The sequence below is a fragment of the Achromobacter xylosoxidans A8 genome (assembly GCF_000165835.1).
Taxonomy (GTDB): Bacteria; Pseudomonadota; Gammaproteobacteria; order Burkholderiales; family Burkholderiaceae_B; genus Achromobacter; species Achromobacter xylosoxidans_B.
This window is the reverse complement of the sequence record NC_014642.1, coordinates 1-17007: the sequence shown is the minus strand read 5'-3', so window position 1 is coordinate 17007 and position 17007 is coordinate 1. Positions and strand designations below refer to the sequence as shown.

The following is a 17007-nucleotide window of genomic DNA, read 5'->3' as shown; positions in this document are numbered from 1 at the left end:
ATGGTACGGACTCGTCAATTGACACCGGGCACGCCGCGCGACGACGCGCAGGTCGATTCGCTGCGCCGGGGCCTGGAGGTGCTGCGCCTATTCGATCTGCGTCACCGCAAACTGACGCTGGCCGACATCGCCCGCAAGCTTGAGCTGACCCGCCCGACCACCGAGAAGCTTGTCCAGACGCTGCAAGCCCAGCATTTTCTGCAGGCCACGGGCGACAGCTACGAACCCCATATCGCCTGCCTGGCGCTGGGGCGGGCCGCCAAGAAAGGCCTGTCGACCGGCCAGGCCGCAAGGCCCCTCATGCGTGAGTTGTCTCAGCGTTTCGGCGTCCATGTCACGCTAAGCACGCGTGACCGGCTGCATATGCTTGTGGTCGAGCACTGCGTTCCTGCGGGCCGGGTACAGCTGGGCCTGACCACGGGCGCCCGTTTCCCCATGGCCGTCTCGGCTTCCGGCCGCGCCTATCTTTGGGGACGGCCACAAGAACAACGCGATGAATTGCTGGGCATGATCGAGGCCGACGCACCGTCAGGCGCATCTCGCGCGCTGGACGACGTCTACGCCGCGTTCCGGGAGCTGGAGAAAGCGGGCTGGTGCTACCTGGCCGCGCCCGTGGCCACGCACACCGCATCCATCGCCACTCCAGTGAAGGCGGGCTCCGATTTCGCCCTGGCCGCCATGGCTGTCAGCGCCGACGTCACGGAAGCGGTACTGCGAGACCAGGTCGCGCCGGCGCTGCTTGCCATGGCCGAGCGCGTCGCCCTCGCGACCGACGGCGAGGACTAACGAGGCTGCCCCAGGGCGCCGACCACATCGCGCACCGCCCTCAGGTGTTCATCCGAGGCGTGCGCAATCGCTTGAAACGCCGCGACAACGTCCAGATGGGTTGCCAGCGTGTGCTGTTCGGCGTCGCGCAGCAGGCGCTTGTGCATGCGTAGCGCCGCGGCGGGATGCCGTGCAATGCCACGCGCCAGATCGGTGGTGCGCCGGGCCAGCGCATGGTCTGGCGTAACCTCCGATACCAGGCCGATGCGCCACGCCTCTTGGGCATCGATGGGCTCGGCCGTGAAGGCCAGCTCCATGGCCTTGGAGCGGCCAATGAGCCGGGGCAGCATCCAGGCGCCGCCGTCGCCGGCCACGATGCCCAGACGAGCGAAACTGACTGAGAAGCTTGCGCGCTGCGCGGCGATCCGGATATCGCAAAAGCACGCCAGATCGCAGCCCGCCCCATAGGCCGGGCCATTCACCGCGGCTATGGTCGGAATGTCCGTCTCCGCCAGCGCCGCTGGCAATTGATGCACGGTCTCGCGGTAACGCGCCTGCACCTCGGCAACGTCCCCGGCCGAGAATCCCTCCCGTTCGGCCATCTGGCGCAGGTCTCCCCCCGCGCAAAAGGCCTTGCCCTCCCCTGTGATGACCAGGACGCGCACCGCCGGATCTGCGTTGGCCCGGCGCACCTGGCTGGCCAGTTCCAGGAACTGCGAACCGTCGGAGAAGCGGTTCAGGGTATCGGGATGGCTGAGGGTGAGCGTGACGACGCCATCATCGTCGTCGCGCCGGACGAAGGCCGGAGCGCAGGCCATGGTTACGCCCCGATCCAGCGCGGCGCGACCGGCCAGATTCCCGGCTGAACTGTCGAAATTCATTGAAGGTGGAAACTCGACATTTTTTAATCGGGCACTTAATGAAATTTGGTTCATTCACTTTGGCCGCACTGATTCATTGAACATGGCATTCTTCCCCAGAAAGTTCATTGAACTTGGGTGCTGATTGGGTCCATCACATCGCGAGTTCCCCCATGCGCGTGCCCCTGGCCTACCCAACAACGGCTATGAGCTAGATGTGATGTTTCAATAGGTTGTTCACCCGGAAGAGTCTGGGAAACTGGAGTTCTCTACGCTTCAACCACCCAAAAGCTTTACCCGGATGAACAGCCATAAGAATGCCAGACTTACGCCGCGAGGTCGTGAATTGCTGATTGAGCGCATTGCCAGCCAAGGACTCAAAACGGCGGCCCAAGCCGCCGACATTAGTCTGCGCACAGCGCGCAAATGGCAGCGACGTTTCGCCTTGCATGACAAGGCCGCGTTGGTCGATTGCAGTTCCCGCCCAGCTCGTACCCGAAGCACGATCGATACCCGGCTGGGTCAACACATCGAGCAACTTCGCCGCGCTCGCATGCCTATGTGGCGCATCGATGCCGTGGTCGGGCGTAGCGTGGCCACGGTCAGCCGGCATCTGCGCAGATTGGGGCTCTCGAGCCTGAAAGCCCTTGATCCGACCGTCCCGGTGGTGCGCTACGAACACCCTGCCCTTGGCGAATTGCTCCACATAGACACCAAGAAGCTCGGGCGCATCGTGGCACCGGGCCATCGCATCACGGACGACCGCCGGAACCATATCTGAGGGGTAGGCTGGGAAGTCGCCCATGTGGCCATTGACGATCATTCGCGAGTGGGGTCTGTGCAGGTACTCCCTGACGAGAGGCAACCTTCGGCCGTGGCCTTCCTCAAGGCCGCTGTGGCCCATTACCAAGCCTTGGGCGAGACAATTAAACGACTGATCACCGACAACGGCTCGGCCTATCGATCCCGGCTGTTTGCTCAGGCCTGCCGCGACCTGGGCATCAAGCACCGGTTTACCCGCCACTACCGCCCACAAACCAATGGCGAGGCTGAGCGCTTCATCCAGACCTGCCTGCGTGAGTTGACCTACGGCCGGCTCTGGAACCATAGCGACGAACGAACCGCTTCGTTGCCGGCCTTCCTGGCCTATTACAACGCCCGCAGGCCCCATTCCGCTCTCGAGGACAAGCCTCCAGCTTCTCGACTCGCTGGGAACAACCTATTGAAACTCGACACCTAGCGCAAACTCACCATCGTCGCGCGCAATTGCGACGCAGTCTGCCGCAATGGTGGGAGAAACTCCGCTACTGCCGCCGCTTCCTCGAAGGCGCCGGCCGTGAGGCTAACGTTGACGGCCGCCACGATGGTGCCGTCTTGATCGCGCACCGGCACCGCCAGGCCGGCGATGGAATCGTCCAGTTCGCTGTCCACCCAGGCATAGCCCTGCTCTCGCGCCAGCAGGATCCCTTCGCGCAACTTGTCTTTGTCCACGACCGTGGTGGCGGTCATCTTTTTCAGCTTGGCCGCTTGCAGATAGTTTTGCAGCGCCTCGTCTTCCAGGCCCGACAACAAGACCCTGCCCATCGATACCGCATGCGCCGGCAGGCGGCTGCCCAGCGACGGGCTCATGGGCAGGATGCGCTTGGTATGCAGGCGCTGCACGTAGACGATTTCTTCCTCGTCTAGCACCGAGACGGCGCAAGACTGGCCGATGCGCGCGCCCAGTTCCTCGAGCGCCAGCTGCGAATGCCGCCAAAAAGGCAGCGTGTACAGATAGGACAGCCCCAGGCGCAGCACTTTGGGAGTAAGCCAGTAGTGCTTGCCGTCGCTTTTCACGAAAGACAGTTCGACCAGCGTCATCAGGAAACGACGCACCGCCGTGCGCGGCAGTTCGACCGCCGACGCCACGTCGGCCAGCGTCTGGCGCGCCTCTCCCTGGCCCATGGTTTCGATGATTTTGAGCCCGCGCGCAAAGGTGCGGACGAAAGATTCGCTGTCAGGCGTTGCCATAGGTGCTCCTGCATACGTGCTTGACACGTCCGCAACCAACTCTCAGAATGACCGTATAGCGGATGTTTATGTCCGCTTAGCGGTCATTATAAGCAGACTGACCGTGTCGCGCAAGTCCGGGCCCGGCAATGCGCCTTTTCCCCACAACCCGCCCTGGAAAGGCCATGACTCAAACCACATTCGAGACAGATTTCTGGAAAGACGCCGCCACGCGCAAGATCTGGGACGACATCGTCCCCGGCGAGCCTCGCAAAACCATTCCCTACACCCTGACGCTGGAAGCCATTCAGAAGTACTGCCGCGTCGTCGACGACATGCACCCCCTGTACTTCGACGAAGCCTATGCGCTGAAGTCGCCCTACAAGGGCCTGATCGCGCCGCCGGCCATCCACATCCTCCTGATGTTCGCCTGCACGCCCACCGACGACTGGATGCGCAGCCCCGGCACGGTCAATGCCGGCCAGTCCTGGAGCTACAACATCCCGGCGCGTCCGGGCGACGTCATCCGGCTGGAAGCCCGCGCGCTGGACAAGTTCATCCGCAAGGATCGCCTGTTCGTCGTGCACGACAACGTCTTCTTCAACCAGAACAACGAAGTGATCTGCTCCGGCCGCGGCTGGACTATCCGGCCCGTGTAAGGAGCACCAAGATGACCCAAGTATTCGACTCGCTCGCGATCGGCCAGAAAATCGAAGGCGCGCCCTTCTCGCCCACCCGCGAATCCATCCGCGCCTTCTGCGAAGCCTCGCTGGACTACAACCCCCTGCACCTGGACGACAACTACATGCAGGGCGACTTCGGCCGCACCAACTTCGGCGGCATCATCATGCACGGCATGAACAACTTCGGCGTGATCACGCGCATGCTGACCGACTGGCTCTATGAGCGCGGCGGCGTGCAACGCCGCCTGGAAACGCGCTGGAAGGCGCCCGTCAAACCCGGCGACACGATCACCCCGCTGGCGGTGATCACCGCCACGCGCAAGACCGAGAAAAGCCATTGGGCGACGCTGGACGTGCAAGTGCTCAACCAGCGCGGCGAGACCGTGGCGGCAGGCGAAGCGATGGTGGAATTCCCCCGCTAAGACCCTCCGGTATCCGCCATGCGGATACCGGTCCAGAACAACCGAGGAGACAACAATGAATCGCTGGTTGCACACCGCAGCCTCCCTGTTCCTGGGAGCGCTGTGCCTGTTACCCCTGGGCGCGCGCGCCCAGGCCTTCCCCGATCGCCCCGTCCGCCTGGTCGTGCCCTTCCCGCCCGGCGGCACCACCGACATCCTGGCCCGCATGCTGGGCAACGCGCTGGGCACGGAATGGAAACAGCCCGTAGTGATCGAAAACAAGCCCGGCGCCAGCGGCACGATTTTTTCCGAACAACTGGCCCGCGCGCCAGCCGACGGCTACACGCTGATGGTGACCGCCACGCATCACGTGATCAACCCGGCGCTATACAAGAACCTGCGCTACGACAGCAAGAAGGACTTCACGCCAGTCGCGCAAGTGGCCGCGGTACCCAATGTGCTCGTCATCAACCCCGACTTCGCCGCGCGCAATCATATAAACAGCGTCGCTGACCTGATCGCCTACGCCAAGGCCAACCCCGGCAAGGTGAACTTCGGCTCGGCCGGCACCGGCGGCGCCAACCATCTGTCCGGTGAATTGTTCAAGTCCATGACCGGCGTGTCCATGGTCCACATCCCCTACAAAGGAGCCGCGCCCGCCTTGAACGACTTGCTGGGCGGCCAGATCCCGATCATGTTCGACTCCGTTCCCGGCGTGCTTCAGCACATCAAGGCCGGCAAGTTGCGCGCCCTGGCAGTCACCTCGCTCACCCGCTCCGCGGCCCTGCCCGACGTGCCGACGCTGGACGAAGCCGGCGTGAAGGGTTTCGAGGCCACGGCCTGGTTCGGCCTGTACGCGCCCGGCAACATGGATCCCAAGCTGCTCGCCAAGCTCTCCGGCGACGTCCTGGCCGCGTTGCGTTCTCCGTCCATCCAGGGGCAGTTCGCGCAGCAAGGCGCCATGCCGGGAACGATGACGCAGCCCGAGTACGCGCGCTTCGTCAACGCGGAAATGGACAAGTGGGCCAAGGTCATCAACGACGCCCAGATCACCATCCAGTAGGAGCAGGCATGACGGCAACACCAAGCAACACGCCGGCACGCGGCGCGCTCTCCCACATCCGCGTGCTGGATCTATCGCGCATCCTGGCTGGCCCATGGTGCACGCAAAACCTGGCCGACCTGGGCGCGGAGGTGATCAAGATCGAACGCCCCGGCACGGGCGACGACACACGCGCTTGGGGGCCGCCCTGGATCCGGGACGGCGCGGGCCAGGATACGCGCGACTCTTCCTACTATGCCGCCGCGAACCGCGGCAAGAAGTCGCTGACCCTCGACATCTCCAAGCCCGAGGGCCAGCGCATCGTGCGGGAACTGGCGGCGCAAAGCGATGTAGTCATCGAGAACTACAAGATCGGCGACCTCAAGCGCTATGGCCTGGACTACGCCAGCCTGCGCGCCATCAATCCGCGCCTGGTGTATTGCTCCATCACCGGCTACGGACAGGAGGGCCCCAGCGCCAGCAAGCCCGGCTACGACTTCGTCTTCCAGGCCATCGGCGGCCTCATGAGCATTACCGGCGAACGCGACGACCTGCCCGGCGGCGGGCCGCAGAAAGCCGGCATCGCCATCGCCGACGTCATCACCGGGATGTACGCCACCATTGCCATCCTCGCCGCGTTGAATCATCGCGATGTCTCCGGCCTGGGCCAGTACATCGACATGGCGCTGCTCGACTGCATCGTGGCCCTGGGCGGCAACCAGGTGACGGGCTACTTCGCCAATGGCAAGCTGCCCAAGCGCTACGGCAACGCCCATGCCAGCCTGGTGCCCTACCAGGTCTTCGCGGTGGCCGACGGCGAGATCGTCGTGGCCGTGGGGAACGACGACCAATGGCAACGCTATTGCGCGGCCATCGAGCGCCCGGACCTCGGCGCCGATGCGCGCTGGACCAAAGTCACGGGACGCATCCAGGGCCGCGACACCCTGGTGCCCGAGCTGGCGCGCAGCATGCTGGCTCGGCCCGCCGCCGACTGGATCGAACGACTGGAAGCGAACGGCGTTCCCTGCGGACGCATTAACGACTACGCGCAAGTGTTCCAGGATCCCCAGGTGCTGCACCGCGGCCTGCGCGTGGACATACCCCGGCCCGCCCACGCCGACGTCGACGGCCAGGTATCCACCATCGCCAGCCCGCTGCGGCTGAGCGACACGCCGCCGCGCTACGACCTGCCGCCGCCGCGGCTGGGCGACAGCACGGACAGCGTGCTCGGCGCGCTCCTGGGCTACAGCGCCGAGCAAATCGCCGGACTGCGCGCACAGCGCATCGTTTGAATGGACGCTCCCATGACGCAACCGGAATCCCCGCTGGCGATCTACCATCGCCACCTGTCGGCCGGACACCTGGCCTATCAGTACGACACGCGCACCGAAAGCGCGGTTTTTCCGCCCCGCGTGCTCGGCCCGGGCTCCGGCAACCCGGCGCTTGAATGGCGGCTGAGCGCGGGCCTGGGCACCGTGCACGCCGTGACGGTCGTGCATCCGCGCGACCAGACCACCTACAACGTCGTCCTGATCGACCTGGACGAAGGCTTTCGCCTCATGAGCCGGGTCGAAGGACGGCCCGCCATCGGCATGCGCGTGCGCATGCGCGCCCATACGCCGCCCGACGGCGGCCCGCCCTATCCCGTCTTCGATATCGAGGAGCCGGCATGACCCCCCCCCTGCAACGCGGCAGCGTCGCCATCGTCGGCGCCGCCGAATCCGACCTGGGCAAAGTCATGCCCGGCCTCGGCCCCCTCGACCTCATGGCGCAGGCCACGGCGCGCGCGCTGGACGACTGCGGCCTGCGCCTGGACGAGGTCGACGGGCTGTTCGCCACCACCTCGCAAAGCCGCATGCCCACGCTGGCGCTGGCCGAATACCTCGGCATCCAGCCGCGCTACCACGACGCCACGAACATGGGCGGCGCCTCGTTCATGACCATGGTTGCGCGCGCCCAGGCCGCGATCGAGGCCGGATTGTGCCAGGTCGCCGTGATCGCCTACGGCAGCACCCAGCGCAGCATGGGGCGGGCCAACGTCGCCGCGCCCGACCCCAATCCGCACGAGGCCCCCTACCGGCCCATGTACACCGCCAGCTCCTACGCGCTGGCCGCCTCGCGCCACATGCACCAGTACGGCACGACCCGCCGGCAGCTTGCCGACATCGCCGTCGCCGCCCGCCAATGGGCGCTGCTCAACCCGGTCGCCTGGGAGAAAAAGCCGCTCACGGTGGAAGAGGTCCTGGCCTCGCCCATGATCAGCGAGCCGCTCACCCTGCGCGACTGCTGCCTGGTCACCGACGGCGGCGGCGCGCTCGTGCTGACCCTCGCCGAGCGCGCCCGCGACCTGCGCCGCCCGCCCGTCTACGCGCTGGGCGTGGGCGAGGCGCTCGGGCACTATTCCATCTCCGCCATGCCCGACCTGACGACCACGGCGGCCGTGGCGTCCGGCGCCCAGGCCTATCGCATGGCCGGCCTGGCGGCGAGCGATATCGACGTCCTGCAGCTCTACGACGCCTTCACGATCACGCCCTTGCTCTTTCTCGAAGACCTGGGATTCTGCCCCAAGGGCGAGGGCGGCCGTTACGTCGAAAACGGCCGCATCGCGCCCGGCGGCGAACTGCCGGTCAACACCAGCGGCGGCGGCCTGTCGTATTGCCACCCCGGCATGTACGGCATCTTCGCGCTGATCGAAGCCACCCGCCAGCTGCGCGGCGAATGCGGCGCGCGGCAGGTCGCCGACTGCCACACCGCGCTCGCGCACGGCAACGGCGGCACGCTGTCCAGCCAGAGCACCGTCATCCTCGGCAGCGCCGCGGCGCTGTAGGGCCGAAAAGAAACCCCGCGCGGCGCTACGCCGCGCGGGGTTTCTTTCATGGAACTCTTGCGGCGGGTTCCGGGAATTCGAGGGCGGCGCGGCTGTGGGCCGACATCGGGATAGGGATCACCAGCCCCTTCACTGCGCGCCACCGACAAAATTAGTGTCTGCCGGCCCGCCACCAACAACAGCGGCCGCAGGCAGGCATCTAGACCGACTTCACCAGCTAGCTCTTACTGAGTTCGGTTCCTGTAAAGCCTCACCGATCGAGTTCCTCCTGCGGGGAGGACCATACTCCTCGGTACCTCGGCCTTCCCCGTAAACACTCACCTTCGATTTTCATGCTTGTCGAGGTGCGCTGCCTCCATCACTGATTGGGCTCGACGTCGGTTGGTGCACCATCAGCAAGGCGCGCAATATCGAAAAAGTTGATTTCAGCGAAAGCCTTAGCCGACGAATTGAGAGCATGGCAGCGCAGACGGGCGGAGCCCTTGGTTTCATTGGAAGAAGGCGCTGCCCTGGTGGTGCAGATGCCCCATAGGCCTGACCGCCCCAGAAGGTACTGGCCAGGTGCGAATCCATGGCAGCGGCAGCGCAGTGGATCGCAAACTGGTACCCGGCTCAGGGAGAGGTCGGCGAACTCACCCCGAGGAAGGGCCCTGCGCAGTAACGCCGGCTGTCCCATCCGTATCGCGATGGGGCCGCGCGGGCTCGCTCATGACAAGCGACACCTGACTGAACTTCCTTCTGTGACTGGAATTCTTATGACTGCGCCAGCCTGCAGGAAGCTCCAGGAGGACGGAATCGCATGGTTCAAAGGACATTGCTATTCCTGTTGTGCTTTTTTTCTGATGGGTAATGTCGGAATGGTGATGTGCTGGTGGCGCGCCGTACCTTGGGGGTACTCAGCTGCTGACGGTGACATTTACGCGTCTCTCGGTCAGGGATGGCGTTCCATCAATGAGTGATCAGTGTGAAACGGATTCAACATAGCTGTCGAATGCCACTCAACTTGGAATTTGTGTCACTCAAGTTGGAACTGGCTGTCGGAATTCTTGGGATTTGCGTCATCCAGCTTTGGAATCGAGAATTTCCGGTATACAAGCGCTGGCTCGGCTTTCGGCAAGGTTTTCCTGCCTTAGGTACGATTTCGCGGTTCGACTGTGGGGGGACCCGCTCGGCCGCGCATGCGCGAAATGCACACCGCCCAGTAGCGTATCGACGATTGGGCACGAAGCACCTCCAACAGAATGCCCCCTTTCGGGGGCATTCTGTTGCGAGCTCGCTTGTCGCGAGACGTCAGTTCGCAACGCGAGCGTCTGCGACTGCGTTCGCCGCCGTGCGGCTGCGCTCAATCTTCTCGAGTTCAGCAACGCCCGCATCAAAAGCCGCAAGCAATGTGCGCCTCGGCTTGCAATCGTCGTAGCCTCGCACGACGATGGATCGGGCTTCGGTGAGCATCGCCAGGCGCTCGATGTCCGAATCGCCGCACACCACAGTCGGCCCTCCATAGTAGATATCGTCCAGGGCCCTTCCCTGCTCATCCCGGTGTTCCATTGGCCACCAATTGTCCAATTCGGAACGGGCCGCGCCCAGCTTCGAGCGCACGCGGCCGGAAAATCCGACGGCCGTCAGGCCTCGCATTAGAGGGGCAAGTTGCAAATGCAGCTCAAGTGGCATCGCTTTGGCCGGACGCCAGCGTGACGGGATACCGATTTGGCCACCATACGGCACGGCGCCGTTGTATTCGCCGTAAGACGGCCCCGGCCGCCGTCGGCGCGGCTTTGCATCCGCTTCGCGTTGGGGGCTGACAAAATCGTCGTTGCACATGCCCGTTTCGTGGGGCCACGGGTGGGGCTCCGCGACGGGGCGCAGTCTGGCCAGTGCGTCTGCAACACGCTGCAGCAGGGCGCCGTCCGGGCCAACCAAGTGCGGAATGCATTCGCCGGCGTAGTAGATGCCCTCCCACTGGGGCACCACCATTTTCAGGCCGTTACTCTCCAGCCAGTGTGCGCGCTTGGCTTCCATGCCCTTGACCGCGGCCGCATACGGCTCGTCCAGGCACACATAGGTCCCGCTCACAGGGTCGAACCAGTCCGAGTCATGGTCTCTTTCAGGCATCTCGGTCAGCACTCTGGAGATGGAGGCGAACTTCTTGGTCGATACCGGTTGCAGGCCTGTCGCTTCCATGAAGCGCAAGCTGCGCTCCGCCTTCAGTAAGCGGTCCCGAGCCGCCTCTTGGCTGTCCACATTGGTCCGGTGTTCCAGATGATCGATGTACTCCATCCGGAAACCGTAGAGCCCGCGCGCATGGCTGACGAGGTGCTTGGCCACGATTTCAGGTAATGGACGAGAGAGATGCACACACAACAGTTCTCGGCCATGCCTCAGCCCGTTGGGCGTTTGGTCGTCCTTGCGCGCACGCCGGGTGAACCAGTGTACGGAGATGTAGACGGGAAACCCGCGCGTCGCATTTGCGACGGGAAGCTGACGTTTCGCGTGCACGAAATTCTCGTAGCCAGCCTGGCGACTGGCAAGATTGAGAGCGTCTGTGTGCGTGATGTTGTGCTCGCGGCTAATTTTCTTGGCGAGCTGCTTGATGCCGTTCACTGTGAGCGGCTTAATGCTAGCGGTATTCATGCGCTTCGATCCTCAGGGCCCCGTTTACAGAGTCACCGTCGCTCTGAAAGGCCGGAAGGAAGGCATCGGCCAATGGAAGATCAAAGCACTGCTCTAGGAGCTTCGGAAGACGGTGTCCTGCGCGTGCCAGCGCGGCCCCACTTTAACCTTCACGAATCGCTAAAGTCAATCATCTCGCTGACGCGTGCGCAGGGACGGGGCATCAATTGGCCAAATGGCAGATCCGGGGGCCTCCTATTGCTACGGGTCGCAGCAAAAAGCGCGAGCTATTCGAGGCGCTTGGCAGGGCACGCCGTGGTCGTCCAGTGCGGACAACTGTCTTCCCGTTCACACTGCACGTCGACTTGGATATCCGATTGGCCACCGATGCCGCCGATCTGGTGGCGCTGCAACCACACCACGACGACCTGGTCGCCTGCCAGCGAGCAGCGCAGGCGATGCTTTTCTGGGCTGCTGTTGATACGAAACATTGAGGTAACTCCGACTGAAAAGAGTCCTCATCTTGCCGTCACGACCGAGCGCGCGGCTAAATAAAAACGCCGATCAGCTCGAAAGCGGACCAGCGTCGACGCAGAGGCATCTACCTCCATGTAGGGGTGGATTAAGTTTCTCCCTCCTGTCCGACTTACGTCAAGCCCTTTTTATGGGGCAGAGCCCGGAGTGGCTTGTTAGGCCTCAACCGCCGCAAAGTTCCAAGTTGAATGAAATTTCGTACTCAAAATTCCTACTTGTTTGACACGACAGTTCCATGGTGACTGACGAATTTCACGTAAGTCCTTGATCTTATGCAGAGCAAGTTTCTGACGTGGATGGTCTTCGACATTGGTCATTCTCCGCTTTCTTGGTCACCTTCTTTTGCAGCGCTTGCTCGGCGGAAACGAGGCGCACGCGCTGCGCGAAGACGAGATCCTCGAGCTCCTGCATCTCGAGCTGATCCCACCGCCTCACCGCTTCCTGAATCGCAGCTCCCGCCGGCCCATCGGCAGCAGTGAAGGCGACATCTAGCGCCCTTGGAGTCTTGGGTCTGGAATCAGTGGAGTGATAGAGGTACAGGTCGACGAAATCTTCAAAGGCGATCTTCACACCATACTGGCGGGTGACCCGCTTGAAATCGGCAACAAGCTGCGCGGAATAGCACATGATGTACTCGCTCTGAACGGCGATGGCCTGGTGGTCTTGTCCAAATTTAAGCATGAATGGTCAAACCTGTCGGTGAGCCACTCGCCAGTATTAGCTGTTCATGCGCCGATTTAGAGCGCGTGAAGATGTGCCCACGCAGGCTGCTCGACAGTGGACCAGTCACTACGCCGCACGCCCATTTCAACCCTTGTGGGTCGGGGAAAAACCTGCGTCATACCCGAGATCCCTGCCTGTACTATCGTTTGGATTTCGGCGGCCGACGCTACCGGTGCATCAAATTCGCCCCGCCCTGACCACCATGTCATTAGTTCAAACCCGGGCTCACGGGGACAAGCGAAACAGAATTTGTCCTCCGCAAAGTCGTCTGGATGGTCATTAAACGCGACGTCTAAATCCTGTTTTCGCACGGCACAAAACTCCCGCGCTTCACAGGAAACATCTCGAAGCTCCATGACGTACTCGTGAATGCCGTAGCTACCTCCCGGGCGTCCTATAAGCGCAGTGCATTCAAGCAAAGCGAGACGGCGGCCTTCCTGGTATGCACCATACAAAACGACCTTATAGAACGTCATGTTTGTCACCCCTCCCAATTTTATTCTGCAGTGTGGAACTTAAAAATGTAGCGGCTCAAAGTCTGAGACTTCAATGACTGACGCAGAGGGCCGTACATTCCTGTTCCGTCTCACCTATCCATCACCGAGCCCATAAGCACGACCGAATACAGTCGAAATTCGGTCCCTGTGCATTCTCACCTTCGGTTGACCTTCGTCACGGCGGTCCAGCCAGTGCGAAAGTTCCCTGCCTTGCTAGCGCCTGCCCTGGAGTTCTCAAACTAGTTATTCAGCATCAGCAAGGCGCGCAATATCGAAGAAATCAATTTCGGCAAAAGCCTTCGCGGTGCGTGTACTGCTGTACCGCATTGCACGGGCAACCACCGGGGCGTCAGCGCCCGCCGCAGCCAAATTGGCGCCGCGAGTGTGCCTGAGCCACTGTGTCGACGCGCGCGTCAAAAGTGCCGCCTCTGGGGACTGTTTCGGCAGGGCTGCCGCAGCTGCGCCGAACTCTTCGCGCACAATGTTCCGAATTGTCTGGCGTGTCCGAATGGACTTCCACATGCCGCGCCCCCGCCTCGAGCGCGCGGAACCATACACTTGGGTTTCGGCTTGGGCTGGCGTGAAGGGCGACAGGATAAGGCCTAGATCCTCACGTGCAATCGGCATAGGGGATAGCTGAAACGCCAGGCGATAGCTCCGCAGCGCGTCAATCACGGCCGCATCGAGCGGGAGGTCTTTCCCTCGGACTTGAAGAGCCCAGTATGTACGACCAGTCTGTGGGTCCGTCAGGGGATGGATGTCACTCATGTTGGCCATGACCCCCTCAGTAGCCCGAAGTCCAGTCCCACAGTATAGGAGCAAGACGAATCGATTGCGCCAGTAGATGCGAATGTCCTTGGCTGTCGGCTTTTGCCGCCGGTCCATGCACGTCATCACAAGATCAAGCACGTTTGGAGGAACAGCTCCACGATTGGCCTGGCGGGGGGCGGACTCTTCTGAAGCTTTGCGCACCACCGCCGCGAATGGATTCGCTTGCGCATGTCTCGTCACCACCAGGTAATCCCATAGCAGGCTGGCAATACGCGCAGCGGAATCACGAGCTGACTGCGAAAGATGGCCGGCCCGAAAGGGTGTCCAGTCGGGAGTGCCGAATTGCCGCCCTGCCGGGTACACATGGAGATGAGCCTCCTCACGCAGAAACTGAACGTAGCTCAGCGCGTCTTCGTCCTTCCAAAGCCATGGCGCCGGCGCACCCCTCCAGTCGCAGTACCAAATGATGCGCCGAACCTCCCGGCGATAAGTCGCGATGGTCGCCTCTGCCCTACCCTTTCGCTCAAGCGACGCAAGCCACGCATTCAACAACACTTCAACCTGGCCAACGGTAGCTCCGGGCGCGGAGTTCCGATGCGCTTCACTCACGAGATGCTCCTTGCGTCGCGCAGCGAATTGACGCGGCGCCTTAGTTCCTCGCTCATCAGCTTCTCGTCTCTGAGCTTCTTCGCACTTTCCTCGATTTCCACACGTGCAAGCCGAAGCTGCTCCTCAAGTGCACGAGCTTCCTGCCGCATCTCATCGACGCGGAGCATGTTCTGCCGATTTTCCCTTGCGGCACGGTCAACGGCCAACTGCAACGATGATCGCAAGTCCGCATTCACTTGCTGCAGTAGCGTATATGCCTCTTCTCGCGCGGAGAGGCGAGCATCCGCTTGGCTGCCGTGCGCGAGGGCGATCTGCAGCTGCACGCGCAAGTCGCTCAGCTCCCTTTCGGCCATATCTGCCCGCTTCCGCTCTCTCTCGATTTCCAAGCGATTGAGCTCTGCCAGCTCGAGCGCCTTCTGCACCATTCCAATCGAATCCGGCGTAACCGCGGGAGGCGATGGCCGTTCTCCTTCAGACCGCACTTCGGCTGCGGTCACTAGGGCATCCAAAATGGATGGGCTGGCCGAACGGCACTTTTGCGCGGCGTGCCGCTGAACGGCGGCGTGCACCGTTCGTTGAGCGGGGGACCGGCCACCGGCAGCATCCCAGAGTACGCCAGCGAGCAGCTGGCGTATCAACCCAGCACCGAACGTGGTTCCGGTGATCGCCTCAATCTGAGGCAGGAGCTGATCCAGAAACGAGGAATTATCGAGTTCCCGCGAGATCATCGCTGTACGCCGTAGGAGTTCAGCCTCCTGATCAGCAGGCAGCGGCAGTTTTGCAGGCCTGGCCACGTCAGGCCCGCTTTAGATCTGCGCCGACGGCCCGTGCTTGGCGGCGCAGTTCTTGGCGCCTTAGAGCCTGGGCCTTCTTCACGGCGTCTTTCGCTGTGGGCGCAGCGATGCTCCACTTCTCGCACAACTCGTAATCCGGCGAGTGCAACCGGCCACCATAACTCCACGAACCATTGGGGAATCGGACCACCGTCCAACTCCGCCAGCTGCTCTCGTTGACCATACTCTTTCTCGCTTCATTCAATTTCACCTGAGTACGATAATGAGTATTTAAATACTCCGCAAGCTTTGAGATTTTCCATATCGACGAATATGGTAAATCTCAGGTAATACGCGCTGGGAAGGCATTTCGGTTTTTTTGCGGACCTCTCGGGGAGGTCTGCTCCGCAGCCACTAGGCCTCTATCTGCTGGGGGGCGGCGCCCCCTACCATTTCCTTCAGACCAAAACCGTACAGATCTTGCTCCGTAGGGTCCCCCCAGAGGTCCTGGGCAACCCACGTCCCGAACGAAGCCTTCACCATGGGAGAGGGTTCGCGTCCCTGCTCCAGAGTCTTCTTTGCAGACGGGTGCAGAGCCCTGAACGCTGGGCTTTCCTTAAAGCGTTCGAGCAGCTCGTTGCGCTTCTCCGGGTCGAGTTCCCGAACGTACCCCATCGCCTCTTCGGCGCGCCACGCAATGAAGCGATGAGTCAGTTCTTCCAATTGCACCTTCGGCGCCACCGGTCGCTCTATCTTGCGGGTGGTCACCTTTGCAATATCCTGGGCCGTCGCATACGACCCTCGCAGGGCACGAAGGAAGTAACCGGCAGGCGAATCCACCGGGGCCAGTCGCTTGTTCTCGAGGCGTTTCTCAACCATTTCAAGCGTCGCGACCAGTTTTCCTTGGTCCGTAGTGCCGATGTGCTCAAGCGCCTCCGCCTGCGATATACCCAAAGCCATGAGACGCGTCAGGTACGCCGCAGAGTCGACGGCGGGAGTCGGCAGCTGCAGAGGCTCCTGAGCCTTCTGGCTCACCCTGAATTGCAGCTCGACTACGCGGCGCCCCTCCTTGAATTCGAGGAGTTCAACGACCAGGTCAGTGACGTCGTTCACTTCGCGAATCGCCTTTAGCAAGGTGTCTCGCTTGAAGTACTTGTACTCCGGTACCTCCGCGGTCGACGGATTCCCTGTGAGAACCTGGTACCACCATTGCACGGTCTGCCGATTGGTCACCTTGCTGGGGTTCGTCAGATAGCGCCGGCAGTTCTCGTAAAGCGCCATTCCCCCATTCGTTCGCAGGCTGGTCAGGTAATACAGCGATAGCTTGGTGTACTGCATCGGCCGGAGCATCTCAGATGAGATCTCCGGCGGGAATGCATAGCCAAGCCATACAACTCCACCGCGCGAGTGCAAGCCGGCAGGGTTGTATAGCGTCGCCGAGGATATCAGCCGCTCGGATGTGTATTGTTTCTGACCCTCGATCTTGACCCGCACGTCCTGCAGCTGATCGATTTGTTGCTTGAGCAGTTCGGTATCGTTGCTGTTGTATCGCGTGTCGGCAACTACGTCTCGCAATGGGATCCAGAAGTACTTCGCATGATTTCGAACCTCGGTCGGCCCAGTCGTCCCGGGCTCACCCAGCTGCTGAGCGTGATAGATGAGCACATTGAACACCTTGCGGCCGAGAGACGAGAGCCCCCCCTTCTCAACGCGAACGGCGATCGTGTCATTCGACTTTTTCAGTGTGCGGTCATCGTCCTCACCTTCGAAGACTACAACCTGGCTCTGTACCGCCGATGTCGGTTCGGCGGCCTTTGGGGGCTTCTGAACGCGGCGCGCTCGGCTGTTCGAAGAAACCATGAGGTGTGCAGCCTGGCTCAAAATGGGGAAATTGCGCATAGTTTCGTAGAAAGGTGAGCGCAT

The 17007-nt window shown here is 62.1% G+C and carries 15 protein-coding genes and 1 pseudogene; 8 read left to right on the top strand and 8 right to left on the bottom strand.

The window, feature by feature from the left end:
* On the top strand, positions 1 to 786 hold the full coding sequence (locus AXYL_RS32905; RefSeq protein ID WP_013397131.1) for an IclR family transcriptional regulator: 786 nt from the start codon (positions 1 to 3) through the stop codon (positions 784 to 786).
* Here AXYL_RS32905 and AXYL_RS32900 read toward each other — a convergent pair.
* Positions 783 to 1700, bottom strand: a complete 918-nt coding sequence (locus AXYL_RS32900; RefSeq protein ID WP_237710069.1) for an enoyl-CoA hydratase-related protein — start codon at positions 1698 to 1700, stop codon at positions 783 to 785. The two genes, AXYL_RS32905 and AXYL_RS32900, sit on opposite strands and share 4 nt — an antisense overlap.
* A 226-nt stretch (positions 1701 to 1926) precedes the next feature.
* Here AXYL_RS32900 and AXYL_RS32895 point away from each other — a divergent pair.
* Positions 1927 to 2865, top strand: a pseudogene (locus tag AXYL_RS32895) (IS481 family transposase).
* Here AXYL_RS32895 and AXYL_RS32890 read toward each other — a convergent pair.
* Entirely contained in the window at positions 2862 to 3635 is a 774-nt protein-coding gene (locus AXYL_RS32890) for an IclR family transcriptional regulator C-terminal domain-containing protein (RefSeq protein ID WP_013397127.1), read from the bottom strand. The pseudogene AXYL_RS32895 and the gene AXYL_RS32890 overlap by 4 nt on opposite strands.
* A gap of 164 nt (positions 3636 to 3799) precedes the next feature.
* Between AXYL_RS32890 and AXYL_RS32885 the strand changes: the two genes are divergently transcribed.
* From AXYL_RS32885 to AXYL_RS32860, 6 genes are read left to right on the top strand one after another with little or no spacing between them, the layout of a single operon-like run.
* Positions 3800 to 4273 (top strand): MaoC family dehydratase, encoded by a 474-nt coding sequence (locus tag AXYL_RS32885; protein WP_013397126.1) that lies wholly within the window; start codon positions 3800 to 3802, stop codon positions 4271 to 4273.
* An 11-nt stretch (positions 4274 to 4284) separates the two neighbouring features.
* Positions 4285 to 4719: a MaoC family dehydratase gene (locus AXYL_RS32880; protein ID WP_013397125.1), complete on the top strand. Its 435-nt coding sequence runs from the start codon at positions 4285 to 4287 to the stop codon at positions 4717 to 4719.
* A 55-nt stretch (positions 4720 to 4774) separates the two neighbouring features.
* Positions 4775 to 5761, top strand: a complete 987-nt coding sequence (locus AXYL_RS32875) for a Bug family tripartite tricarboxylate transporter substrate binding protein (RefSeq protein WP_013397124.1) — start codon at positions 4775 to 4777, stop codon at positions 5759 to 5761.
* Positions 5762 to 5769: 8 nt separating this feature from the next.
* Entirely contained in the window at positions 5770 to 7032 is a 1263-nt protein-coding gene (locus AXYL_RS32870; protein ID WP_013397123.1) for a CaiB/BaiF CoA transferase family protein, read from the top strand.
* A gap of 12 nt (positions 7033 to 7044) precedes the next feature.
* Positions 7045 to 7413 (top strand): Zn-ribbon domain-containing OB-fold protein, encoded by a 369-nt coding sequence (locus tag AXYL_RS32865; protein WP_223306575.1) that lies wholly within the window; start codon positions 7045 to 7047, stop codon positions 7411 to 7413.
* Positions 7410 to 8567, top strand: a complete 1158-nt coding sequence (locus AXYL_RS32860) for an acetyl-CoA acetyltransferase (protein WP_013397121.1) — start codon at positions 7410 to 7412, stop codon at positions 8565 to 8567. Before AXYL_RS32865 ends, AXYL_RS32860 begins: the two co-directional genes overlap by 4 nt.
* Before the next feature lie 1290 nt (positions 8568 to 9857).
* Here the strand turns inward: AXYL_RS32860 and AXYL_RS32855 are convergent.
* From AXYL_RS32855 to AXYL_RS32830, 6 genes are all read right to left on the bottom strand, one after another.
* Positions 9858 to 11198 (bottom strand): DUF5623 domain-containing protein, encoded by a 1341-nt coding sequence (locus tag AXYL_RS32855; RefSeq protein WP_013397120.1) that lies wholly within the window; start codon positions 11196 to 11198, stop codon positions 9858 to 9860.
* 266 nt (positions 11199 to 11464) lie between these two features.
* The gene (locus tag AXYL_RS32850; RefSeq protein ID WP_013397119.1) at positions 11465 to 11668 is read right to left on the bottom strand and encodes a hypothetical protein; all 204 of its coding nucleotides are present in this window, start codon (positions 11666 to 11668) and stop codon (positions 11465 to 11467) included.
* Positions 11669 to 11981: 313 nt separating this feature from the next.
* Positions 11982 to 12392, bottom strand: coding sequence for a hypothetical protein (locus AXYL_RS32845; protein WP_041657703.1), 411 nt, complete (start codon positions 12390 to 12392; stop codon positions 11982 to 11984).
* A 782-nt stretch (positions 12393 to 13174) separates the two neighbouring features.
* Positions 13175 to 14311, bottom strand: a complete 1137-nt coding sequence (locus AXYL_RS34620) for a phage integrase family protein 8 (RefSeq protein WP_013397117.1) — start codon at positions 14309 to 14311, stop codon at positions 13175 to 13177.
* Positions 14308 to 15039, bottom strand: a complete 732-nt coding sequence (locus AXYL_RS32835; protein ID WP_041657694.1) for a hypothetical protein — start codon at positions 15037 to 15039, stop codon at positions 14308 to 14310. Before AXYL_RS32835 ends, AXYL_RS34620 begins: the two co-directional genes overlap by 4 nt.
* Before the next feature lie 459 nt (positions 15040 to 15498).
* Positions 15499 to 17007 carry a replication initiation protein gene (locus AXYL_RS32830; protein ID WP_013397114.1) on the bottom strand — a complete coding sequence of 503 codons (1509 nt, stop codon included), beginning with the start codon at positions 17005 to 17007 and terminating at the stop codon, positions 15499 to 15501.

Coding starts and splice junctions, on each gene's coding strand:
- AXYL_RS32905 (WP_013397131.1), top strand. CDS start 1: ATGGTACGGACTCGTCAATTGACACCGGGCACGCCGCGCGACGACGCG.
- AXYL_RS32835 (WP_041657694.1), bottom strand. CDS start 15,039: ATGATCTCGCGGGAACTCGATAATTCCTCGTTTCTGGATCAGCTCCTG.
- AXYL_RS32900 (WP_237710069.1), bottom strand. CDS start 1,700: ATGAACCAAATTTCATTAAGTGCCCGATTAAAAAATGTCGAGTTTCCA.
- AXYL_RS32855 (WP_013397120.1), bottom strand. CDS start 11,198: ATGAATACCGCTAGCATTAAGCCGCTCACAGTGAACGGCATCAAGCAG.
- AXYL_RS32870 (WP_013397123.1), top strand. CDS start 5,770: ATGACGGCAACACCAAGCAACACGCCGGCACGCGGCGCGCTCTCCCAC.
- AXYL_RS32885 (WP_013397126.1), top strand. CDS start 3,800: ATGACTCAAACCACATTCGAGACAGATTTCTGGAAAGACGCCGCCACG.
- AXYL_RS32880 (WP_013397125.1), top strand. CDS start 4,285: ATGACCCAAGTATTCGACTCGCTCGCGATCGGCCAGAAAATCGAAGGC.
- AXYL_RS32875 (WP_013397124.1), top strand. CDS start 4,775: ATGAATCGCTGGTTGCACACCGCAGCCTCCCTGTTCCTGGGAGCGCTG.
- AXYL_RS32890 (WP_013397127.1), bottom strand. CDS start 3,635: ATGGCAACGCCTGACAGCGAATCTTTCGTCCGCACCTTTGCGCGCGGG.
- AXYL_RS32830 (WP_013397114.1), bottom strand. CDS start 17,007: ATGCGCTCACCTTTCTACGAAACTATGCGCAATTTCCCCATTTTGAGC.
- AXYL_RS32845 (WP_041657703.1), bottom strand. CDS start 12,392: ATGCTTAAATTTGGACAAGACCACCAGGCCATCGCCGTTCAGAGCGAG.
- AXYL_RS32865 (WP_223306575.1), top strand. CDS start 7,045: ATGACGCAACCGGAATCCCCGCTGGCGATCTACCATCGCCACCTGTCG.
- AXYL_RS32860 (WP_013397121.1), top strand. CDS start 7,410: ATGACCCCCCCCCTGCAACGCGGCAGCGTCGCCATCGTCGGCGCCGCC.
- AXYL_RS32850 (WP_013397119.1), bottom strand. CDS start 11,668: ATGTTTCGTATCAACAGCAGCCCAGAAAAGCATCGCCTGCGCTGCTCG.